Origin of the sequence: Mariniradius sediminis (assembly GCF_021491425.1) — a bacterium.
Lineage (GTDB): Bacteria > Bacteroidota > Bacteroidia > Cytophagales > Cyclobacteriaceae > Mariniradius > Mariniradius saccharolyticus.
Genome location: NZ_JAKEVZ010000012.1, coordinates 76,551 through 98,328, shown reverse-complemented (window position 1 = coordinate 98,328; position 21,778 = coordinate 76,551). Strand labels below are relative to the sequence as shown.

Below are 21,778 nucleotides of genomic sequence, written 5' to 3'. Positions count from 1 at the left end.
TTAAGCCTTTTTTCTCAAAGTAAATGTGTAGTTGCCGGCCACTGCGCCATTCGGGATGGTTCTACCACTAGGTGCCACAATGGAGAATGTCAAAATCAAATTGTCTCCTGTCCGTGTAAAGGAAATCGGAATTTTCGATGCAGGCTTGGATCCGTCAAGGATGATTTTGTCAAGGCTGCCAGTCACAAATGCCCAGCTTCCACCCGAGTCAAATAAGTCGGCGCCATTGATGGAAGTATAGGTTTTGCCTGGGGCCGAATTCAACGTAAGCTCAAATGTTTGGTAGATGTTGGTTTCGTTTCGACCATCTCTGGTAACGGAGCCGCCTCCGGCGATGACCCAAGTAAGTGTTCCAGACCCGGTCAAATCCTGGATGGCCAATTCCTCGGGAGTTTTGGGAGGATCCACTTCTCCGTCGTCTTTACAGGAGAATACTAGAAGGATTGCGCAAAGTGCTAGGATGCTGCGCATTGGTGATTTAAACATATTTTTAGTTGATATTTCCCCGTAAAAATAGTGATATACCTGTAAAATCAAAGTATCCGTTTTGGCTTGTAGGCCTCGATTTCAACAATGTTGTCGCAAAAGCTGTATTCCCTTTGGTCGTTGGAACAGACGAAAATTGTGGCGTCTTGCGAAAAATGTTGAATCAAATGCAAATACCATTTGACTCCCTTTTCATCTAAATTGGAAGTTGGCTCGTCCAGCAGAATTAAATTTGTTTTTGAAAAAAAACAGATTCCCAGCTTCAATCGCTGCTTCATTCCGGATGAGAATTGTGAAATGGGCTTTTGTTCCTGTCCCTTGAGGTACATGATTTCCACCATTTGTTTTTCGGAAAGTCCTGGTTTGGCTTGTTTGAAGCTAAAGTGAAATTCCAGAAACTCGCTTAAAGTGAACTCTTCGGGGAGTTCGAGATAGGGTGCCGAAATCACTAGGTGATTGTAGATTTCTTCGGAGGGGATGGTTTCGCCATGTATGTTATAGGAAATTGCCCCTTCAGTCAATGGTTGAACTCCCGAGATGCATTTCAGAAGAGTTGACTTCCCCGAACCATTGCTTCCAGTTATTGCCCAACGTGATCCGTCGGCAATCTGAAGGTCCAGATTTTTAAAAATCCATTCGTATTGGAAGCGCTTCGAAATATTTTGCAGCAGGACTTCCATCCATCCTAGCTGATATAGCCTTTCATCACGCCGCGCTCGGAAGATCTGATAAAATTGACGATCTCATCCCGCTCTTTGGTGGCGGGGAGATTGATTTCGATTTCTTCCAGTGCGCGTGTGTTGTTGAGGCTATTTAAAAAGAGGTATCGATACACTTCTTGGATTTGGCTGATCACTTCGCTGGAGTAGCCCCGTCTCCTAAGTCCCAAACTGTTGACTCCCGCATAGCTCAGCGGTTCACGGGCTGCTTTCGTAAAGGGTGGCACGTCTTTTCTGACCAAAGACCCACCGGAAATCATAGAATGCATGCCGATTTTGACAAATTGGTGCACGGCGCTACTGCCCCCGATGATCGCCCAATCGTCAATAGACACATGGCCGGCCACTTGGACTGAATTGGCAATAATGACATTGTTTCCCACGATGCAATCATGGGCAATGTGCACATAAGCCATCAGCAGACAGTTGTTGCCTACCTTGGTTGTTCTTTTGTCCACGGTGCCGCGGCTGATGGTGACGCATTCACGAATTGTGGTGTTGTCGCCAATTTCCACTGTTGATTCCTCTCCGTGGAATTTTAGGTCTTGCGGTATTGCCGCAATCACGGCTCCGGGGAATATCTTCGAGTTTTTTCCGATTTTGGCGCCCGGGAAAATCGTGACGTTTGAACCTATCCAGGTCCCTTCACCAATTTCCACATTATCGTGGATCATGGTAAATGGTTCGATGTGGACATTATTGGCGATCTTGGCCTTGTCGTGTATATATGCTAGTGGACTGATCATGCTTCTTTACGGACTATGCTAGCGGTCATAATTGCTTCACAGACTAATGTGTTTCCCACATAAGCTTCTCCCTTCATTTTGGCGATTCCCCGTCTAATCGGAGCCAAAAGCTCGCATTTGAACACGAGTGTATCTCCAGGAAGAACCATTTTGCGGAACTTACAACTTTCAATACCTAAAAAATAGGTCCAATATTTTTCCGGGTCATCGACGGTACTCAATACCAAAATTCCGCCGGTCTGTGCCATTGCCTCGACCTGCAGAACGCCTGGCATCACGGGATTTCCCGGAAAATGCCCCATAAAAAACGGCTCGTTGATCGTTACGTTTTTTACGCCTGCGACTACGGTATCGTCCAGGTAGATGATCTTGTCAATCAACTGGAATGGATAGCGGTGGGGAAGGATATTGCTGATCTGGTTGATATCCATGACCGGTGGGAGTTTGGGGTCATAATGTGGGATATTAACCGGGCCAGCTTTTTCCATGACCCGTTTTATTTTCTTGGCAAAGGCTACGTTGGCTGCATGGCCTGGACGGGCCGCCAATATTTGCGCCTTTAGAGGTCTTCCTACCAATGCCAAATCACCCACCACATCGAGCAATTTATGCCTTGCGGGTTCATTCTTGTATCGGAGCTCGACATTGTTGAGGATACCTTCTTTCCTTACTTCGACTTTTTTCTTGTTGAACATCTTGGCCAAATGCTCCAATTCCTTGTCTTCCACCACTCGATCGACTACAACGATGGCGTTATTGAGGTCTCCGCCTTTGATCAGGTTGTGATTGTAGAGCATTTCCAACTCATGGAGGAAACAGAATGTACGGCAAGAAGCTATTTCATCCTTGAACTGGCTGATATTGGTGATAGAGGCGTGTTGACTACCGAGTACAGGAGAGTTGTAATCAACCATCACAGTCACCCTGTAGTCATCCAATGGCAAAGCGGCAATCTCCACTTCCCTCGCCGGTTCACGGTAGGTAATACTTTCTGGTACCTCAAAAAACCTGCGTAGCGCATTTTGCTCTTCCAAGCCTGCCTCTTCCAATATATGGATAAACTGGATCGAGGAGCCATCCATGATGGGTGGTTCGGGTCCGTCAAGTTGAATCAGAACGTTGTCGATTTCAAGTCCGACCAATGCGGCCAACACATGCTCAACCGTGAAAACCCTCGCGCCGCTTTGTTCCAAGGTTGTTCCTCTTGATACATCCACCACATTGTCTACGTCAGCATCTACGATGGGCATACCATCCAAATCTATGCGCTGGAATTTATAGCCGTGATTAGGAGGTGCAGGTAAAAAAGTCATGTTGGAGATTACGCCTGTGTGGAGTCCGACTCCTGATAAGGTAACCTGTTTTTTGATCGTATGCTGTTTGACTCTCATTCGTCCGATTTTCGCTTCCTGAATTAGCTACTAAGCGGCAAATTTAAACCTTTTTTTCCAGTTCTTTGATTTTGTCCTGTATATCGGGAAGTTTTTTGAATACACTGTAGGACTTCAAAAATTCCTTTACCTCAAATCCTATATAACCAAAAAGTGTTTTTCCAGGTGTATCCACGCTTTTGATGATGCCGGTTTTGGCTCCGAGGGTCGTGTTGTCCGCGATCTTGATATGCCCCACAATTCCCACTTGGCCAGCAATTACGCAGTTTTTTCCAATTATTGTAGATCCCGAAATGCCCGTTTGGGAAGCAATGACCGTGTTTTCACCTATGACTACGTTATGGGCGATTTGCACCAAATTGTCGATTTTCACGCCTTTTTTGACCAAAGTGGATCCCATCGTTGCGCAGTCTATCGTCGTGTTGGCGCCAACGCTCACATGATCTTCCAAAACTACATTGCCCAATTGTGGGATTGCCTTGTAACTGCCGTCTTCTTGTGGCGCAAATCCAAATCCATCGGCCCCGATGACTGCCCCAGGGTGAATGGTACAATTATTTCCAATTTGGGTATTGTTGTAAACCTTCACCCCGGCGTGTACCGTCACATTGTTGCCGATTCGGACGTTGTCACCAATGTAGGCGTGTGGGAAAATCTTTACATTGTCACCTAAAACTGTGTTTTTTCCTACATAAGAAAAAGCTCCGCGGTAGTGGTTTACTCCGATTTGGCTGGATGGATGAAAAAAAGAAGGCTCTTCCACACCGGATTGTTGACCTTTGACCATTGCTTCATAGGTTTCCAAAAGTTGCGTGAAACCATTGTAGGCATTCTTGACACGTATCAGATTGGTGGAAATCGGCTTTTGGGGATTGAAATCCTCAGACACAATCACAGCAGTGGCTTTCGTCTCGTAGATGAAAGACTCGTATTTGGCATTGGAGAGAAAACTGATGCCTCCTGGCATACCTTCCTGGATTTTGTCGATGCGGCTGACCGTGAGGCTGCCGTCGCCTTCTACCTGTCCGTTGATGAGTGCTGCGATTTGATTGAGGGAAAACTCCATGCGTGCGCGATTGTATCTTACAAAATTAAATTTTTGGCATGACAGAGAAAGTGTTTCTTGACAATTTTGCTCATCGCCTTGATGTTTGGAAGGTCAGCGGCTGAGGCAACGTCGATTTTTTCTCCCTTTTTGGTGAGGATATTGATCTTCTCCTTGCTGAGGTATGCGTAGTTGCTCAATGATCCATGGGAAAAATAATAACCCAAATCTTCCTTCGAAATATGTTGCCTCTTCATAAGGTTGGCTTGGGCATTTTCCAATTCCTCATCCGAAAATTCCTCGTTTCTCAACGTGATTTTAAAGAGGTTTCTGGTTAAAAACATGTTTGAAATATTCCTCAATACCGGATCGGAACTGTTTTTCCACCATTTGATTGCTCCCCAAACATCAAAGTCGTCCAATGACAAAAACGCGTGTAGGATTTGATCGGAATTCTCAAAATCGTGTAGCTGCACGTCGTTTTTAAGAAAGATTAACAGGTCCTCGGTGGCGGGGATGTTTTCCCCATTTTGCACCAAAAATTTTGCCCGTTTGATCAGGTTGATCATCATGTTTTCGGCACTTACCGTCGTCTTGTGCAGGTAGACCTGCCAATACATCAGACGCCGGGCACTTAGGAAATTCTCGATGCTGTATATTCCTTTTTCTTCGATGACCAATTCGTCATCCGAGATCGTCATCATTTTGATGATCCGATCTGCGCCGATCGTCCCTTCCGAGACGCCCGTAAAAAAGCAATCGCGCTGCAAATAATCCAATCTATCTATGTCCAACTGGCTGGATACAAGCTGATTGAAAAATTTACGATGATAGGTCCCGCCAAACATTTTCATCGCGAGGCCCAGTTTGCCACCAAACTCTTCGTTCAATTTGTTGATCACGAGGGCCGAAATTGATTCATGGGGTATGCCTTCCAAAAGACTGAATTCCAAGGCATGGCTAAAAGGTCCGTGCCCAATGTCGTGCAGAAGGATCGCGATTTGCGCAGCCTCATACTCTTCCTCGGAAATCTCCGTCCCCTTCACGCGAAGGTTGTCCAGCGTGATACGCATCAGGTGCATAGCACCCAGTGCATGGTGAAATCTGGTGTGCAGGGCGCCCGGATAGACGAAATCAGTCAAACCAAGTTGTTTGATCCGCCGTAACCGTTGAAAGAATGGATGGTCGATAATTTCAAAAATCAGTCCGCTGGGGATGGTAATGAATCCATAAACAGGATCATTCAGTATCTTGTGGCTTTTCAATGTCCGCGACATTTGATTGGTTCCAAAAGTAATTATAAATTCAAGAAGAAGTAAACCCTACTCTATGCAAAGGTTCAAAATCCTGTGGGCGGATGACGAGATTGATCTCCTGAAGCCACATATTCTATTTTTGGAACAAAAAGGTTATGAAATCGAGACCGTCAACAGCGGTGTCGATGCGATCGATTCGGTCGAGAGAAGCAATTTTGATGTGATTTTCTTGGATGAAATGATGCCGGGGATGACTGGGTTGGAGACCTTACAACAAATCAAGATGCTCAAGCCGCAGATTCCCGTGGTCATGATCACCAAAAGTGAGGAGGAAACCATCATGGATGATGCCATCGGCGGCAAGATTGCCGACTATCTCATCAAGCCGATAAATCCAAATCAAATCCTGCTTTCGGTCAAGAAGATACTCCAAAACAAGCAGTTGATCACAGAAAAGACCAACCTCTCATACAGGCAAGATTTTATGAATATCAGTCATGCCTGCGACGAAGCGTCCACATTTCAGGAATGGACCGAGATATACAAACGTCTCACATACTGGGAACTTGAAATCGATGCCACTGAGAATAAGACTATGCAGGACGTGCTTGACACCCAAAAGACTGAAGCGAATTCTTCCTTCGCGAAGTTTATCAAGAATAATTACCTCGACTGGATCAACAACCCCAAAAGTGACCGCCCAATACTTTCCCACCGACTACTCCAGGAAAAGGTCTTTCCAACCATACAAGTTGGAAAACCGCTTTTTTTTGTAGTGATCGACAATCTGAGGCTGGACCAGTGGGAGTCAATCAAGCCGCTGATTACCGAATATTTCAACGTGGAGGAAGAAGGGACCTATTTCAGCATACTTCCTACGACGACGGCTTACGCGCGCAATGCACTTTTCAGCGGGCTAATGCCTTCGGATATGGCAAGGATACACCCAGATCTTTGGGAAGGAGAGGATACGGAAGAAGGAAAAAACAATAACGAGGAGCAGTTTCTTGGAGAAAATCTCCATCGCAATCGGCTATCGATCAAATACAGTTATCATAAGATCATCCAAGCCTTCCAAGGTAAGGCGGTTGTCGATCAATTTAGCCAACTCTTGAGGAATGATTTGAATGTTTTGGTCTACAATTTTGTCGACATGATGTCCCACGCACGGACCGATATGAAAATGGTCAGGGAGTTGGCTCCAAATGAATCCGCGTACAGATCTTTGACGAGAAGTTGGTTTGAGCATTCTTCATTGTATGAGCTGTTTAGAAAAATCCACCAAGCCAAGGCCCAGGTCATCGTGACAACCGATCACGGCACTAAGCGGGTCAACAAGCCCTACAAAATCATTGGGGACAAGAACATCACGACCAACCTAAGGTACAAGCAAGGAAAGAACCTCAACTTCGAGAGTGGAAAAGTATTTGAAATCTCTCGGCCCGAAGACGCCAAGTTGCCAAAATTCAATGTTTCCACAAGTTATGTTTTTGCAGTCGAAGATTATTTCTTTGCATATCCTAACAATTACAACTACTACGTCAACTACTACAAGGATACGTTTCAGCATGGCGGCGTATCATTGGAGGAAATGATTGTTCCTATAGTCAGAATGTCACCAAAGAATATTTGATTAGATTTGGAAACGATTGAGTGCCAAAGTTTGGACGAAATCGATCAGACCGCAAAGAAGCTGATCGAATACGCTGGGGATGAGAAGATCTGGATCTTCCAAGGTAACTTAGGAGCTGGCAAGACAACCCTTATTAGGGCGATAGCCAAACTCTTTGGGGTGGAAGATCGAGTAAGCAGCCCGACATTTTCGTTGGTCAATGAGTACAGGAATCACTTTGGTGAAGTCTTTTACCATTTTGATTTTTATAGGCTGGAGGATCCCATAGAGGCAATTGAGATCGGAGTAGATGAGTATTTCGAAAGTGGAAATTATTGTTGGATAGAGTGGGCGGAAAAGATTCCGGGTTTTTTGCCAGAGGATTTTTTCCATGTCCGCATAATTACCCTGCACAATGGGACAAGGCAATTAATCCTAAGGAAGGTAAAAAATGGGCAAGCAGATGGTTGAGATAACCGAGGGCGTTGGGATTTTTCCCAGGGAAGCAATGGCAAAAGTGAAGGAGTCCAAAAGATCACTATTGATCGGGATGCCGACTGAGACTGCCGCACAAGAGAAGCGCGTGATTCTTACACCGGATGCTGTTGCCCTACTCATCAACAACGGGATGGAGGTGATGGTCGAAACTGGCGCCGGCGCGCAATCAAAATTTTCGGACAAAGAGTATTCTGATGCCGGTGCGAAAATTGTCTATTCGGCCAAGGAGGCGTTTGATGCCGAGGTGGTTGTGAAGGTCGAGCCGCCAGCAGTTGAAGAAATAGAGTTTATGAGGCCTGGTTCCTGCCTTATTTCGGCCCTGCAGCTTGGAAAACAAAACGCTGATTTCATACATGCGCTGAATTCAAAGCGGATAACGGCAGTTGCCTATGAGTTTTTGGAAGATAAGGTCGGAGGAATGCCTGTGATTCGTGCGATGAGTGAGATAGCAGGCAGCACCGTCATGTTGATCGCATCGGAATACCTCAGTGCCGTGAATAACGGCAAAGGTCTGCTATTGGGTGGCGTCACGGGCGTACCCCCGACACAAGTGGTGATTGTAGGCGCGGGAACTGTCGCTGAATACGCCTCTCGTACCGCGCTCGGCCTTGGGGCAAATATTAAGGTATTTGATAATCATATTTATAAACTGCGCAGGATCAAGCAGTTGCTTGGCCAGCAGGTATTCACCTCTACGATAGATAATTATACCATCGCCAAAGCGATCAAAGAGGCGGATGTGGTGATCGGCGCGATGCGCGCCGAGAAGGGCAAAAACAAAATGGTGGTGACCGAAGAAATGGTCGCTTCAATGATGCCGGGCAGCGTGATCATTGACGTATCTATTGACCAGGGAGGGTGTATTGAGACTTCCGAGATGACTTCCCACGACAATCCAACGTTCCAGAAGTATGGTGTTATCCATTATTGTGTGCCCAATATCGCGTCTAGGGTTTCCCGTACGGCTTCAGTTGCACTGAGTAACATTTTTACACCCATTCTGCTACAAATGGCTGATTTAGGAGGGGCCGAGGAGATGGTATTCAACTACAAATGGTTCATGAAGGGAGTTTACACGTACCGAGGTAGCCTGACAAATGCTTATCTTGCACGAAAATTCTCAATGACCCACAAGGAATTATTGCTGCTCCTTGCCGCCCGTTATTAGGGCATTTCTTTCAGATTAAGCATTGATTGGAGCTCCTTGTTTTTGAGCAACAGGTCTTCGGTGAGCTGTTTGTTTTCTCTGCGTAACGAGTATACCTCAAAAGCGTTACTGATCACGTTTTTCATGTATTCTTCTTCCCAAGGCTTTGTCAGGTAGTGATATACCTGGCCTTTGTTGATGGCGTCAATTACAGCCTGGATATCCGTATAGCCAGTTAACAGGATACGGATTGGGTCCGGATTGGACGGAATGATCGACGCAAGGAAGTCCACCCCTGTCTCATCAGGCATCCGCTGGTCCGTGATGATGATCTGCACTTCGTGGTTTTGAAGGATTTCCCTTGCTTCTTTGGCAGATAGGGCAAGGTAGATTTCATAGTTTCTCCTGAATGTAGCTTTGAAGGCCTGAAGGTTGTTTTCTTCATCATCTACATACAGGATTCTTATCTTATCTTGGGGTGATTCAGACATCGAATGGCATGATTGATTGTGGCAAAACTACAAATATTTTATTTCCAAACACCAATCTTTGAATGTAATTGTATTTTTTTTGTGTTACAATAAAAAAATATGGTCTTAGATAGGTTAATTTTTCATCAAAAATCTTTCATTTTTTTGATCATTTATCCGACTATTTTGAATTCCCGTATTCTGAAAATGTACTGATTTTCAGTAGTTTGAATCTTCGTTTGTCCTCATTTATGCATCAAAAAACCAATTTATGGAAGCAGGAGAAAATTGTACTTGATTGAGGTTTGGTTTTTTCGGAAAAACATATTCGTTGGAGATTTGGGTTGTTTTTGGGTTTAGAAATTATGCTTCAGTTTTTTTGGTTCAAAAAGAAAATTTCGGCATTTGAATGTACCCGTACTCAAAAAATACAAAAGAAATCCACATATTGCCATCCGGAAATGACGTGTTGTATTGAGTAAGAGATACTTAATCAAATTTTACCCCACGTTTTTTCCTGACAAATGCTTGGTTGCCCCTGATCTTTCGTCACCCGATTGTTTGGCTTGGATATTTGCAATGTGTTTCCAATCATTTGGAAATCATGGGTTTAGATGTGGATATCCGATATATAGCTGCAATATTTGCGATGGTCGGGCCAGTCGCGCATCAGTTTTAATGAATGTAATTTTCCGATGGTTGGGTTGTTTTCAATTATTCTTTGGATAGTCGGCTTGTTTCCGATTCATATTTTGCCAGACCAGGAAGCCATTCCCGTTTCCCAATTTGAGTACTTGGTTGACCCGGGAAATGAGTTTACGCCGGAGCAAATTATTCATCGCAAGGATTTTAGGGAGCTTGCCAAGAGAATCCATAATTTCGGCATCAACTCAAGTTCGATTTGGCTGCGGTTTCGTGTCAAGTCAGAGAGTTTGGACGATCAAAGGAAGTTCCTTGTAATCAATAACTCCAGCTTAGACGAGGCACATTTCTTTTTGGCAAATGGGGAGAAAATCCTCAGCCACCAAATGGGCGGCAGAGTCGTTGACTTTCACAAAAAGATCATCCCTACCAATAAGATCGCGTTTGAGCTAGACCTCTCGGGAATTCAGGAAGCCGATGTATATCTTAAAATCAAGAGTAACAGTAGCAAGATATTTTCCGCCTATATTGCTGACCTTCAGCAAGTAAATTACAAAATGAACTTGCAAAACATTCTTTTTGGGGTGTTTACAGGAATCTTGGCAGGGTTGATTGTCTACAACTTGTTTCTTTTCATTGCATTCAGGGACGAGGTTTACATACTCTATACGATTCATACAATCCTCATTTGGTTTGCCAAATCTTCGATATTCGGATATACCCAGGAGCTGCTTTGGCCCAGTTGGGAATGGATGAATATCAGATCAATCGTCCTGTTCGGTTCCTTAACTGGAATTTCGATCACGCTATTTGCAAAGGAATTTTTGGCGATTTCTAGATACACACCCAAGCTCAAAATCGGAATCACCTTCCTTGTAGGCATTTTTGTGTTTGTGGTGCTTGATAATATTTTCTTTTCCCAGGCGGCGGGATATCGGATTTACCTCTTGGCAATTGGTCTGTTGTCGATATTCGTTTGGTTCATTGGGTTTCGGGTTTTGAGAAAAGGATACCTTCCCGCCAGGTATTTTATCATAGCCTGGACGGTCTTTGCGATGGGTGCCCTTGCGCACATATCCATCGAACTCGGATTGATTCCGTTCTCGTCATTTTCGGTCTATATTCTTCCATTGGCGGCAACGCTCCAGGTAATCTTGTTTTCATTTGCACTTGCGGATCGGAAAAGCATCCTCGAATCAGAGAAGGAAAAGGAGCAATATGACATCCTGAAAGTGCTCAAGCAAAACGAGAGCTTGATTATTGAGCAAAATGAACTGTTGGAGGAAAAGGTGAAGCAACGTACCGAGGAATTGGAATATACACTGCACAACCTGCAGAGCACACAAACCCAAATGGTCAATCAGGAGAAAATGGCCTCCTTGGGTCAGTTGACCGCTGGCATTGCGCATGAGATCAATAATCCGATCAATTTTGTCAGCTCCAATATCTCTCCCTTGCGTCGGGATATTGGTGATTTGTTGGAGGTTGTGGAGCTTTACCGCAAAAAAGGAAAGCTCGAGTTTTCGCCCGAATCCCAAAAAGAAATTGACAAACTGGAGCGGGAAATCGAATTCGAATATATCCTTCAGGAAATAGATCAGTTGCTCAGGGGCATGGAAGACGGCGCAAAGCGCACCGTAGAAATTGTAAAGGGCCTACGCTTGTTTTCCAGAGTGGACGAGCAGGATGTCAAGAAGGTCGATATCCACGATGGCATCAACAGCACGCTGGTCCTGCTCAACAGTGCTATGGCAGGCAAGATCAAGGTGAACAAGGAATTTGGCAACATTCCCATGGTCGAATGCCTCGCCGGTAAAATGAACCAGGTTTTCATGAATATTATTACCAATGCTATTCATGCCTTGCTTGACCATGCGAAGATAGCCGAGCCGACCCTGACTATACGTACCTCACTTCTGGGCGAAAAAATCAAAATAGAAATCGAAGACAATGGCCCTGGCATGCCAAGTCATGTCAAACAAAGGATTTTTGAACCTTTCTTTACTACCAAAGCCGTAGGGAAAGGAACAGGATTGGGTCTTTCCATCGTCTACACCATCATCGAAAACCACAAGGGTACACTACACGTGGATACCGCTGAGGGTAGGGGCACCAATTTCATCATCACGTTACCAATATACCAAACCACGCCGTACAATGACTGATCGGATCATAGTGTTATACATCGACGACGAGGACAATAACCTGAATTCCTTCAAAGCTAGCCTGAGAAAGGAATTCAAAGTGGTGACTGCCCAAAGCGCCGCAGAAGGATTGCAGATCGCAGCCGAACAGGAACTCCATGTGGTCATCGCAGACATCAGGATGCCGGGAATGGATGGTATTGAGTTTTTTGAAAAACTGATGAAAATCAATCCCGAAGCGGTCAGAATCTTGTTGACAGGTTATTCGGATATCGCAAGTGTAATCGACGCGATCAATAGAGGTCAAGTGTACCGGTTTATTGATAAGCCGTGGAACATCGAAACAGTCAAAAATGCAATCATCAATGCCGGAGACATCTATTTCACCAGAAGGGAGCTCAGAGTCAAAAATGAAAGACTTGAAAAGATCAACTCCGAAATGAACCAGTTCGTGTATACGCTATCGCACGAATTGCGTGGGCCGCTGATGAGTATCTCGGGAGTTTCCAAACTCGCCAAGCTAGAATCCAAAGACCCCAATGTGCTTGAGTATTTTGACATGATCGATTTGGCGATGCATAAGCTCGACGATTACATTTTCAAAATGCTGGATTTCTACAGGTCTACCAAATTGGAAAACAAAGTCACTGAGATCGAATTTGCAGACTTGGTGAAGCAGCAAATTGACAATCTTGCTTCACGTTGGGATTTGTCTGAGATCGACTTGCGGGTTGATGTTGCCCAAAACCAGCCATTCTATTCTGATGATTCCAAGCTTCGTGTGATCCTTGGAAACCTTCTCAACAACGCGTGCCAGTTCCAAAAGGATTTTTCGGATTCCAAACAGGTGCGCGTCCGAATCGTGGTCGAGGAAGATCAAGCACTTATTTCCATTGCAGACAACGGCGTAGGAATTGAGGAGAAATACCGTGCCGATGTGTTCAACCTTTTCCAAAGGGCAACCCAGAAAAGCGTCGGTTCAGGCTTGGGATTGTATATGGTCAAAGAGGCAGTCTATCAGCTTGGTGGAAAAATCCTGCTTGAGTCAGAAGTTGACCTTGGCACCACGGTACAGGTAACTTTGCCTTCCCTAAAGACTCCGGAACCCGAAAAGACCACGGTATAGGGCACTTCCAAGGCCCAGAAAATTCCAAATTCCACAGCATACCGCGCACTTTGTTTCCTTGGCATTTTGGCGTTAATTTGCTTGATATTTATTGTTTACCCTTAAATCTTTTTAGAGATGATCAACCCTTGGCATGATGTCAATATTGGAAAAGAAGCCCCTGAATATGTAATGGGCGTCATAGAAATTCCAAAAGGAAGTAAAGGAAAATACGAATTGGACAAGAAAACGGGCATGCTTCTGCTGGACCGGGTGTTGTTTTCGGCAGTGCATTATCCTGCGAATTATGGTTTTATTCCCCAGACTTTCTGCGACGACAAGGACCCTTTGGATATTCTGATTATATCACAGATAGACATTCCATCGATGACTCTCGTGAAGGCTAAAGTCATCGGCGTAATGCGGATGGTAGATGGGGGCGAGGCCGATGACAAAATCATCGCCGTGGCAGCCGACGACCAATCCGTCAATTATATCAGCGATATCGATGAACTGCCGCCCCACCTGATGAAGGAGGTTCACCGGTTTTTTGAAGACTATAAAAAATTGGAAAATAAGGAGGTGAAGGTGGAGGATTTTCTTGGAAAAGAAGAAGCCTATAAAATCATTAAGGACAGCATCACGCTGTACGACAGAAACTTCCGCACCCAAAGATAATAGCAGGCCTCGGTCCAAAATCGGGGTTTTGTTTTTTTAAGGAATCGGTTTTGTACAGGTAGACTATTGTTTCGCTTTTTGCTTCGGCCTTTTGTTGGGGAGCTTTTTGATGAGGTATTTGAAAAAATCATCGTAGTTGACATGCTCGTGGTTGCTGATGGTGAAGGAGTTTTTGTCAGAAAAGACTATCGTCAGCTGCCGAAACTCGCGTTTGTTGGCAACGACTTTTTCCTCATCCCAAGCGATGACTTCCGCGAGTGGGTAAACCTTGGTTTGGTTTCGAAGCGGCAGCATGGTTACGATTTTTCCATCGCCAGCCGATATGGTTTTGAAGCCGGCCATCATTTTGACCAAAAGCATCAAAATCACCACCGTGAGAAGTACAGTCACACTCAAATACAACCAAATTGGATACGTTCTTTGGCTGGCAAAGTGCCCCAAAGTACTGACCAATCCTGCGACCAAAGCCAACAGGATGAGGCTTAAGGCAATGTACGTGCTTGTCTTAGGTTTGCAGTGAACCATATTCTTCCCTCAGTTCCTTCAATCTTCCCTTGGCAAAACTTACCACATCTTCAAAAAAATCGCCGAAATGGACCTTTAGGTACTCGTGGTGTTCGTCTAGAAAAATATGGGCGGTCTCCATTTTGGAATCGAAGCGTGTTCGCTTAGACATTCCTGTCATTGCCCTGCGGATTCCTTCGAGTTCCCCATAGCCAGCAAGCCAGTTGTAATACTTCATGTAGCTGAATGTTTGGAGGAATTTCTCCGGTAATATGTCGGCATAGCTATCAATTGTTTCATAAACCTCATCGGCGAACTCAGGCAGCGGCTTGGCACTGTAGTTTTTCCAATACCTTGCGAGGAAGTAATCGAAGTACATATCCGTGATTACCATCGAATAACGGCTGTAATGCGGCCTCAGGATTGCCTGTGCCTCCTTCACTACAAAGTGGTGGTCCGTGAAGTTATCAATACCCCAATGGAGCTTGATGCCAATGACGATATCCTTGTCAAAACTGTGTTCGATATCGCCTCTGACGAAGTCACCGATAAAATTTCCGACTAGAACCTTAGGATCACCAAATGATAGATAAGCGTGTGCGAGAAAATTCACCTTTTATTGCAGCGTGTAATGTGGGGGAAGGATATTGATTACTTTCGCCCTAAAATTAGAGATTGATGCGAAATATTCAGGAAGAATTAACAAATACTTTGAAACTTTTGAAGTTGGAGTGGGAAACCGATCTCCAGGAGTATCGCAGAAAGTTCCTGAACGCCTCGATCGCATCCAAAAAAGAAGAGGGTGTTTGCTGGTATCCAGTCCAGTTGAAAACCAGCAAGCACAGACTTGGCGACCGTTTGATCGTTGAGCTTGAGCGGATTGATACGGGCAGATCGCACTCCTTCCAGTCTGGCAAATCCGTCTCCATCTTCACCACCGCCGATTTCAACAACGCATCCAATATGCGCATCAGCGGTGTCATCAACCAGGTCAAAAAGGATACGATGACCGTTACCCTTTCGCAGGATTCACTTCCTGACTGGGCATTCCAAACGCGTATTGGCGTCGACTTGCTTTTTGACGAGGCGAGCTACCGCGAAATGGAGTCGGCCATGAAATCCGTCATCCAGTCCGAAAAAGGCCGATTGGGTGCTTTCAAGCAGATTCTATTGGGTGAGAAATCGCCCGAATTCAGCCCTATTGAGCCCTTGGAAACCGATGGGCTCAACGAGAGCCAACAACAAGCGCTCAGGTTAGTGATCGCCGCAAAGGACGTGGCCGTCATCCATGGTCCTCCAGGGACAGGCAAGACCACTACTTTGGTCGCGTCGATCGTAGAGACGTTGAGGTCTGTTTCCCAGGTCATGGTGACGGCACCGAGCAACGCGGCCGTGGATCTTTTAGTGGAAAAACTGGTCGCCCAGGGTATCAAAACCCTGCGGATGGGCCATCCCGCACGAGTGGACGAGCAGATTCTTGCGCAGACTTTGGATGCGAAGATCGCCCAACACGATAGCTACAAGGACCTGAAGCGGGTCAAAAAATCTGTCGACGAACTGCGCAAGCTCGCTTCCAAGTACAAACGCAATTACGGTCAGGAAGAGCGGATGCAGAAGCGCAGAATGCTGGATGAGGTTGCCCGGGCCCGGGATGAAGCGGCTCAGCTCGAAGACTATATCGTCTATGACATTTTCCAGGAAACGCAGGTTGTGGCCTGTACGCTTGTTGGTGCGGCGCATTCCATGCTCGATGGACGCAAGTTTCCCGTTGTGTTTATCGATGAGGCCGCGCAGGGATTGGAGCCGGCCGTGTGGATTCCGGTCCAAAAAGCCCAAAAGATCGTGATGGCAGGTGACCACTGCCAACTCCCGCCTACGATCAAGTCCTATGAAGCGGCACAAGGTGGCCTCGCAGAGACGCTTTTCGAAAAGGTAATCAAACGCAAGCCCGCAGCTTCCCATATGCTCAATGTCCAGTACCGCATGCCTGAGCTGATTGCAGGGTTTTCGAGTGATTTTTTCTACCACCGCGATTTGCATGCCGCACCCAATATCCGATATCATTTCTTGGATGAAGCCGAACCTGTGTTGGAATTTGTCGATACTGCGGGAAGTGGATTTGCCGAACAGACGGAGGAGGAGACATTTTCCACTTTCAATCCGGAGGAAGCGAAGTTTTGCCTCGGCCAACTTGAGTCGCTGATCAAGCGCATCGGCATCGCCAAGATCAAAACAGCCGCCTGGAATATCGGACTGATCGCGCCCTACAAAGCCCAGGTCAGGAAATTCAACGAATTGCTCTTCGAGTCCTACAACTATCCCAACCTGCGATCCTTTTCCGAACTCCTGACGATCGACTCGATCGACGGGTTCCAAGGGCAAGAGCGTGATATCATCCTGTTGAGTCTCGTGCGGTCAAATACCAAAAATGAGATCGGCTTTCTCTCCGACACACGCCGCATGAATGTGGCCCTGACCCGTGCCAAGCGCAAACTGATCGTCGTTGGAGACAGCGCTACCCTAAGTGCCCACCCATTCTATCATGCCTACATCGACTATGTAGAATCCCATGGCTGTTACCATAGTGTCTATGAGTATTTGGGGTAGGGTAAAATTACCGGGCTATCATGCCTAATCGATAAAGAAGATACTTTTTCACCCAAAACCCAAAGTAAAAGCTGTCCTTTTTCCGGGTTCGGATTCGACTTCGAGGCTGCCTTTGTGGAGGTTCATGATCTGACGGGAGATCGCCAAGCCAATGCCGCTGCCGGTTTTTTTGGTCGTGAAGAAGGGCACAAATATCCGCTCGATCGCTTCCGGAACGATGCCTTCGCCGTGGTCGATGACCCGAATATATGGAAAGGACTGCCCGTCGATGCCTGCTTTGAGGATGATCGTGCGGTTGGTGGCCTTTTCCATTGCTTCCTTGGCGTTTTTGATCAGGTTGATCAGGATCATTTGGATCAAGTCCTGGTCGGCATTGATTTCCAGTTCCTTGGGTTGGATTTCCGTCACGAGTTTGATATCCACTTTGAGCAATTCTTCCTTGAGGAGGGTGCAGATGTTTTCAAAGAGCTGCTGCACGGGGAATCGTCTCAGGACAGGCTGGGGAATATTCGTATAGTCCCTGTAAGCGTTGACGAAATCCACCAGGCCCGCGCTGCGCTTGCTGATGGTCTGCAGGCCCTCCGATAGGTCGACAAAAGTGTCTTGCTCGATTTCCAAGCTGCCATCTTCCTGCTCGATGACATCCTCTTCCAGGATTGTCCCAAGGGAATTGGCAAGACTGGCGATGGGCGTCATCGAGTTCATGATCTCGTGGCGAAGGACTTTGGTGAGGTTTTGCCAAGCCTGAAGCTCGTTTTTCTGGAGCTCGGCACGGATGTTTTGGAAGGATAGCAGGGTCCAACTGTTCCCCTCCATCTTGAAGGCGGCGGACTGCACGTTGAGGTGGAGGTCGTTGTTGATTTTGATCGAAAAGGAGCCGCCCGGCTTAAGCGAAAGTACATTTTTGAGCAGTTCGATGGATATTTTTCCAAGGTCATGGATGTCCTTGAACTGTGGGATTTGCAGCAATTGCTTGGCGGCGCCGTTGATGACGCCGATTCTTCCTGTACTGTCAAAGGAGATGATCCCCGTATTGATGTGCTGGATCATGATTTGGAGAAAAAGCATCTGCTCTTCTTTTTCGGCCCGGGTTTTTTTGAAGGCTTCTATTACCTCGTTGAAGGACATGTTCATTTCCCGAAAGGATGAACCGAGTTTGCTGTCTTTGGTAAAGGAGGAAGAAAAATCGGAATATCGGATCGACTCGAGGAAGCGCGTGATTTTTCGGTTGGTGGTAGTGCTGTAGGAAATGAGGTTCAGTGTCAGGAAAAGTACGATTACGGAAAACATAGTCGCTTGGATCAGCGAACCATCCTGATGGTAGATGTACAATCCCAGGTAGACAAAAAAGACGATCAGCAAAATGCGGACCGTCACGCCGACTGTAAATGACCTAAAGCCCATAGCGCTCCAATCTCCTGTACAATGATGATCGCGTCAATCCCAACTCCTCCGCGGCGCGAGTAATGTGTCCATTGTGCTTTTGCAGGGCCTTTCTGATCAAAATCTTCTCCACATCCTCGATATTGAGGTGGTCGAGGCTGACCATTTCGTCCTGCTTTTCGGGGCTGAGTTGCTTTTGCATAAATAGGTCTTCCGGCTGGAGCACGCTGTGTGTCGTCATAATGACCGCCCGCTCGATGCTGTGCTGGAGTTCGCGGATATTGCCCGGCCAATGGTACTTTTGCATCCTTTTGATCAGGGCCTCTCCAGCCTTGCGGATTTCTTTGTTGTACTTTTTGGCATAGATATCTATGAAATGGTTGGCCAAGAGTGGGATATCCTCCAAGCGCTCCCTCAGCGGCGGTAGTGTAATTTCAATGGTATTGATCCGGTAGAGCAAATCCTGCCTAAAGGTATTTTCATACACCATGCTGTGGATCGGCATATTGGTGGCCGAAATCAGGCGGATATTGACCGGCGTAGGCTTGTTGGCACCCACGCGGGTGACCTCGCGGTTTTGAAGGGCTGCCAAAAGCTTAGCCTGCAAAGGCATCGGAAGGTTGCCGATTTCGTCCAAAAAGAGCGTGCCTTTGTTGGCTTGCTCAAATCTTCCCGCCCGGTCTTCCTTCGCATCGGTAAACGAGCCACGCTTGTGGCCGAAAAGCTCCGATTCGAACAAGGTTGTCGTAATCGAACCCAAATCCACACTCACAAAGGCCTCCTTGTGACGCTTCGAAAAACGGTGGATCGCGCGGGCGATCAGTTCCTTGCCCGTACCGTTTTCTCCGAGGATCAAGACGTTGGCATCGGTACCGGCCACGCGTTCGATCGTTTCAAAGACCTTTACCATCGCGGGACTTTGTCCAATGATATCTTTGAACTTGCTGTCGATATCCTGGTAAAGTTGCTGTTGCTGCTTTTTGAGTTGGGAGACTTCCAACTTGGATTGACGGAGTTGGAGCGCGGCATTGAGTGTGGCGAGGAGTTTCTCATTTTCCCATGGCTTCAGTACAAAATCCGTCGCACCTTCCTTGATGGCTTTGACGGCTGTATTGACGTCCCCATAGGCCGTGATCAAGACGACGACTGCCGATGAATCCAATTCCAATATCCGGTCCAGCCAGTAAAAACCCTCCTGTCCGCTGCTGACATCCTTGGTGAAGTTCATGTCCAGCATGATCACGTCATACTGCTCGTTGACGATCAGCACAGGCAGCAATCCGGGATTCGTCTCCGTGTCCACTTGCCCAAAATGCCTTTTCAAAAAAATCTTAGCGGCCTTCAAGAGGTCCTCGTTGTCGTCGACGATGAGGATTTTACCGGGTTTTTGTTCTTTCATATTTTAAGACATGAGATGTGAGACGCTGGATATGAGACGGAGCAGTGAACGATCGTCTCCACTTACTGAGCCAAAACTTGTACCGAAATGATACAAACGGTCAATGTTTGACCGAAAATGGCCAAACGCCTAGAATTTAGGCATTTTTTCCATTACTTGGTTGGTTTGGTGTAGCATAGGAATTGTATTCCTTGATGCAGTTTTTGTTCGCTGGCGGACGAATTTGTTCGAAAAATTTCTTCCGCGTGGAAAAATTCACGGATTTTGGTCGATTTTGGGCATTTTTTTCATGGCATGTTAATTGGCAAATACCTGTGAGAATTTAAAACACGTCATCCGAGATGGATAGGAAAATAGAGAAGAAAACCTGGACGCCCAAGTTCATAGCCATGGTAGCTGGAGCTGCTTTAGTGGTAGGGTTTGTGATTTATCAATTGGTATTTGCGGATTCCCGCTCATCGATGAACGTCGCCATGGAGCGTGTCACGATCGCAACCGTCAAAGCCGGTGAGTTTACCGATTACATTCCCGTGTCGGGCACGATTGAGCCGGGAGAGGTCTTTTTCTTGGATGCAATCGAGCGGGGAAATATCCAACAAATCGTCCGCGAGTCCGGTGCCCTTGTGGAAAAGGGGGATACGATCCTGGTACTCACCAATTCCAACCTCCAACTCGATGTGATGCAGCGTGAGACGGACCTTTATTTCCAAATCAACAACCTCCGCCAAACCCGTCTTCTGCTCGACCAAAACGACCTCAACCAGCAAGGCCAATTGGCTGAAATAGACTACCAGATCAACCTGCTTAAGCCTCAATACGAGCGTTTTCTGGAATTACACAAAAAGAGGCTGATCTCTGACCGCGAACTCGAAGAAGTCAAAGAACAGTACCTCTACAACGTCAAGCGCCGGAAACTCACTTACGAGTCCTACCGCAACGACTCGATCGCCAGGTCAATCCAGAAGAGGCAATTGCGTGATTCCGAGTTACGCATGACCCAATCCCTCGATGGCGTGGGCCATATTCTGGATAATCTCGTCGTGCGTGCACCTATAAAAGGACAGCTATCGACCGAGCAGATCGAAGTCGGTCAGTCCATCCAAGCCGGGCAGCGCTATGGCCAAATCGATATATTGGACAAGTTTAAAGTGCGCGTTCCGATCGATGAATTGTACTTACCACGCGTGTCGACAGGGCTGAAGGGGACATTCACCTTTTCAGGAGGCGATTACGAATTGGAAATCGGCAAAATCTATCCCAATGTCACCAATGGGCGCTTCGAAGTGGATATGTTTTTTACGGGCGAGGTGCCTAGTGGTATCAGGCGTGGGCAGACTGTCCGTATCCGATTGGAATTGGGTGAAAGTGAGCAGGCAGTCCTGTTGCCGACGGGTGGATTTTATAAGGATACGGGCGGAAACTGGGTATTCGTAGTCAATCAGTCTACCGGCAAAGCCGAAAAGCGCAGCATCCGACTTGGCCGCAAAAACCCAGAATACTATGAAGTCATCGAAGGGCTGGAAACAGGCGAGAAAGTCATCATCAGTGGCTACGAGAACTTTGGCAAGAATGAGGTTTTGAATTTGAATTAAGAAGAAGCATTCTTGGCGCAGAATTAGGATTCTCAGTAAGCCTGCAGATCCGCGATCTTTGGTTTTAGGTTTGATATTTCCTTTGGAATTAACTCAAGTTACAAATGGCCAAACGACCTATGGATGCTTTTTCTACTAAGGATTCCCAAACAAAGGGAATCCTTAGTAACCTCTCTGTCATTTTATGGCTGGGTATTTAGAAAAAGCCAGATCAGGAATTCAATTATAATTTGATGAACCGAGATTCCGATTTTGGATTGATTTCGTTGCGTTTTTTAGATAAATTTATAGAAATCAACAAGTTATATTTTTAATTGTGTGAATTCCACTTTTTGGTCCGTTTGGGGAAATGTC

19 protein-coding genes are annotated in these 21,778 nt (G+C 46.3%); 8 read left to right on the top strand and 11 right to left on the bottom strand.

Features of this window, described 5'->3' with window-relative positions; all coding sequences use genetic code 11:
* From L0U89_RS15430 to L0U89_RS15405, 6 genes are read right to left on the bottom strand one after another with little or no spacing between them, the layout of a single operon-like run.
* A complete protein-coding gene (locus L0U89_RS15430) occupies positions 1 to 486 on the bottom strand; it encodes a hypothetical protein (protein WP_234862342.1) in 486 nt (161 codons plus the stop codon).
* A gap of 47 nt (positions 487 to 533) precedes the next feature.
* Entirely contained in the window at positions 534 to 1,166 is a 633-nt protein-coding gene (locus L0U89_RS15425; RefSeq protein WP_234862341.1) for an ABC transporter ATP-binding protein, read from the bottom strand.
* 5 nt (positions 1,167 to 1,171) lie between these two features.
* Complete coding sequence (lpxA, locus tag L0U89_RS15420) at positions 1,172 to 1,951, bottom strand: acyl-ACP--UDP-N-acetylglucosamine O-acyltransferase (protein ID WP_008627095.1); 780 nt, start codon at positions 1,949 to 1,951, stop codon at positions 1,172 to 1,174.
* Positions 1,948 to 3,342, bottom strand: coding sequence for a bifunctional UDP-3-O-[3-hydroxymyristoyl] N-acetylglucosamine deacetylase/3-hydroxyacyl-ACP dehydratase (locus L0U89_RS15415; RefSeq protein WP_234862340.1), 1,395 nt, complete (start codon positions 3,340 to 3,342; stop codon positions 1,948 to 1,950). The genes lpxA and L0U89_RS15415 overlap by 4 nt, the downstream gene beginning before the upstream one ends.
* Positions 3,343 to 3,385: 43 nt before the next feature.
* Positions 3,386 to 4,408 carry a UDP-3-O-(3-hydroxymyristoyl)glucosamine N-acyltransferase gene (gene lpxD / locus L0U89_RS15410; protein WP_234862339.1) on the bottom strand — a complete coding sequence of 341 codons (1,023 nt, stop codon included), beginning with the start codon at positions 4,406 to 4,408 and terminating at the stop codon, positions 3,386 to 3,388.
* Positions 4,409 to 4,425: 17 nt separating this feature from the next.
* The gene (locus L0U89_RS15405) at positions 4,426 to 5,664 is read right to left on the bottom strand and encodes an HD domain-containing protein (RefSeq protein ID WP_234862338.1); all 1,239 of its coding nucleotides are present in this window, start codon (positions 5,662 to 5,664) and stop codon (positions 4,426 to 4,428) included.
* A 52-nt stretch (positions 5,665 to 5,716) separates the two neighbouring features.
* Between L0U89_RS15405 and porX the strand changes: the two genes are divergently transcribed.
* From porX to L0U89_RS15390, 3 genes are read left to right on the top strand one after another with little or no spacing between them, the layout of a single operon-like run.
* Entirely contained in the window at positions 5,717 to 7,276 is a 1,560-nt protein-coding gene (gene porX / locus L0U89_RS15400) for a T9SS response regulator signal transducer PorX (protein WP_234862337.1), read from the top strand.
* 30 nt (positions 7,277 to 7,306) lie between these two features.
* Complete coding sequence (tsaE, locus tag L0U89_RS15395) at positions 7,307 to 7,726, top strand: tRNA (adenosine(37)-N6)-threonylcarbamoyltransferase complex ATPase subunit type 1 TsaE (protein WP_234862336.1); 420 nt, start codon at positions 7,307 to 7,309, stop codon at positions 7,724 to 7,726.
* Positions 7,719 to 8,921: an alanine dehydrogenase gene (locus L0U89_RS15390; RefSeq protein WP_234862335.1), complete on the top strand. Its 1,203-nt coding sequence runs from the start codon at positions 7,719 to 7,721 to the stop codon at positions 8,919 to 8,921. The genes tsaE and L0U89_RS15390 overlap by 8 nt, the downstream gene beginning before the upstream one ends.
* On the opposite strand, the gene L0U89_RS15385 is transcribed toward L0U89_RS15390, so the two are convergent.
* Complete coding sequence (locus tag L0U89_RS15385; protein ID WP_234862334.1) at positions 8,918 to 9,391, bottom strand: response regulator; 474 nt, start codon at positions 9,389 to 9,391, stop codon at positions 8,918 to 8,920. The two genes, L0U89_RS15390 and L0U89_RS15385, sit on opposite strands and share 4 nt — an antisense overlap.
* Before the next feature lie 674 nt (positions 9,392 to 10,065).
* On the opposite strand from L0U89_RS15385, the gene L0U89_RS15380 reads away from it, so the two are divergent.
* From L0U89_RS15380 to L0U89_RS15370, 3 genes are all read left to right on the top strand, one after another.
* Complete coding sequence (locus tag L0U89_RS15380) at positions 10,066 to 12,177, top strand: sensor histidine kinase (protein ID WP_439651573.1); 2,112 nt, start codon at positions 10,066 to 10,068, stop codon at positions 12,175 to 12,177.
* Positions 12,170 to 13,282 carry a hybrid sensor histidine kinase/response regulator gene (locus tag L0U89_RS15375; RefSeq protein ID WP_234862332.1) on the top strand — a complete coding sequence of 371 codons (1,113 nt, stop codon included), beginning with the start codon at positions 12,170 to 12,172 and terminating at the stop codon, positions 13,280 to 13,282. Before L0U89_RS15380 ends, L0U89_RS15375 begins: the two co-directional genes overlap by 8 nt.
* A 117-nt stretch (positions 13,283 to 13,399) precedes the next feature.
* Positions 13,400 to 13,939: an inorganic diphosphatase gene (locus tag L0U89_RS15370; protein WP_008627083.1), complete on the top strand. Its 540-nt coding sequence runs from the start codon at positions 13,400 to 13,402 to the stop codon at positions 13,937 to 13,939.
* Between the two features lie 63 nt (positions 13,940 to 14,002).
* On the opposite strand, the gene L0U89_RS15365 is transcribed toward L0U89_RS15370, so the two are convergent.
* Positions 14,003 to 14,464 (bottom strand): hypothetical protein, encoded by a 462-nt coding sequence (locus L0U89_RS15365; protein WP_234862331.1) that lies wholly within the window; start codon positions 14,462 to 14,464, stop codon positions 14,003 to 14,005.
* On the bottom strand, positions 14,445 to 15,056 hold the full coding sequence (locus tag L0U89_RS15360) for an acyl carrier protein phosphodiesterase (RefSeq protein WP_234862330.1): 612 nt from the start codon (positions 15,054 to 15,056) through the stop codon (positions 14,445 to 14,447). Before L0U89_RS15360 ends, L0U89_RS15365 begins: the two co-directional genes overlap by 20 nt.
* 65 nt (positions 15,057 to 15,121) lie before the next feature.
* On the opposite strand from L0U89_RS15360, the gene L0U89_RS15355 reads away from it, so the two are divergent.
* A complete protein-coding gene (locus tag L0U89_RS15355; RefSeq protein WP_234862329.1) occupies positions 15,122 to 17,050 on the top strand; it encodes an AAA domain-containing protein in 1,929 nt (642 codons plus the stop codon).
* Between the two features lie 48 nt (positions 17,051 to 17,098).
* On the opposite strand, the gene L0U89_RS15350 is transcribed toward L0U89_RS15355, so the two are convergent.
* Positions 17,099 to 18,454, bottom strand: a complete 1,356-nt coding sequence (locus L0U89_RS15350; RefSeq protein ID WP_234862328.1) for a sensor histidine kinase — start codon at positions 18,452 to 18,454, stop codon at positions 17,099 to 17,101.
* Positions 18,444 to 19,832 (bottom strand): sigma-54-dependent transcriptional regulator, encoded by a 1,389-nt coding sequence (locus tag L0U89_RS15345; protein ID WP_234862327.1) that lies wholly within the window; start codon positions 19,830 to 19,832, stop codon positions 18,444 to 18,446. Before L0U89_RS15345 ends, L0U89_RS15350 begins: the two co-directional genes overlap by 11 nt.
* Positions 19,833 to 20,173: 341 nt before the next feature.
* Between L0U89_RS15345 and L0U89_RS15340 the strand changes: the two genes are divergently transcribed.
* The gene (locus L0U89_RS15340; RefSeq protein WP_234862326.1) at positions 20,174 to 21,424 is read left to right on the top strand and encodes an efflux RND transporter periplasmic adaptor subunit; all 1,251 of its coding nucleotides are present in this window, start codon (positions 20,174 to 20,176) and stop codon (positions 21,422 to 21,424) included.
* The last annotated feature ends 354 nt before the right edge of the window (positions 21,425 to 21,778 follow it).

Excerpts from the sequence above, each read along its gene's own strand:
- L0U89_RS15430 (WP_234862342.1), bottom strand. The coding sequence starts at position 486 with ATGTTTAAATCACCAATGCGCAGCATCCTAGCACTTTGCGCAATCCTT.
- L0U89_RS15425 (WP_234862341.1), bottom strand. The coding sequence starts at position 1,166 with ATGGAAGTCCTGCTGCAAAATATTTCGAAGCGCTTCCAATACGAATGG.
- lpxA (WP_008627095.1), bottom strand. The coding sequence starts at position 1,951 with ATGATCAGTCCACTAGCATATATACACGACAAGGCCAAGATCGCCAAT.
- L0U89_RS15415 (WP_234862340.1), bottom strand. The coding sequence starts at position 3,342 with ATGAGAGTCAAACAGCATACGATCAAAAAACAGGTTACCTTATCAGGA.
- lpxD (WP_234862339.1), bottom strand. The coding sequence starts at position 4,408 with ATGGAGTTTTCCCTCAATCAAATCGCAGCACTCATCAACGGACAGGTA.
- L0U89_RS15405 (WP_234862338.1), bottom strand. The coding sequence starts at position 5,664 with ATGTCGCGGACATTGAAAAGCCACAAGATACTGAATGATCCTGTTTAT.
- porX (WP_234862337.1), top strand. The coding sequence starts at position 5,717 with ATGCAAAGGTTCAAAATCCTGTGGGCGGATGACGAGATTGATCTCCTG.
- L0U89_RS15390 (WP_234862335.1), top strand. The coding sequence starts at position 7,719 with ATGGTTGAGATAACCGAGGGCGTTGGGATTTTTCCCAGGGAAGCAATG.
- L0U89_RS15385 (WP_234862334.1), bottom strand. The coding sequence starts at position 9,391 with ATGTCTGAATCACCCCAAGATAAGATAAGAATCCTGTATGTAGATGAT.
- L0U89_RS15380 (WP_439651573.1), top strand. The coding sequence starts at position 10,066 with ATGGTTGGGTTGTTTTCAATTATTCTTTGGATAGTCGGCTTGTTTCCG.
- L0U89_RS15375 (WP_234862332.1), top strand. The coding sequence starts at position 12,170 with ATGACTGATCGGATCATAGTGTTATACATCGACGACGAGGACAATAAC.
- L0U89_RS15370 (WP_008627083.1), top strand. The coding sequence starts at position 13,400 with ATGATCAACCCTTGGCATGATGTCAATATTGGAAAAGAAGCCCCTGAA.
- L0U89_RS15365 (WP_234862331.1), bottom strand. The coding sequence starts at position 14,464 with ATGGTTCACTGCAAACCTAAGACAAGCACGTACATTGCCTTAAGCCTC.
- L0U89_RS15355 (WP_234862329.1), top strand. The coding sequence starts at position 15,122 with ATGCGAAATATTCAGGAAGAATTAACAAATACTTTGAAACTTTTGAAG.
- L0U89_RS15350 (WP_234862328.1), bottom strand. The coding sequence starts at position 18,454 with ATGGGCTTTAGGTCATTTACAGTCGGCGTGACGGTCCGCATTTTGCTG.
- L0U89_RS15345 (WP_234862327.1), bottom strand. The coding sequence starts at position 19,832 with ATGAAAGAACAAAAACCCGGTAAAATCCTCATCGTCGACGACAACGAG.
- L0U89_RS15340 (WP_234862326.1), top strand. The coding sequence starts at position 20,174 with ATGGATAGGAAAATAGAGAAGAAAACCTGGACGCCCAAGTTCATAGCC.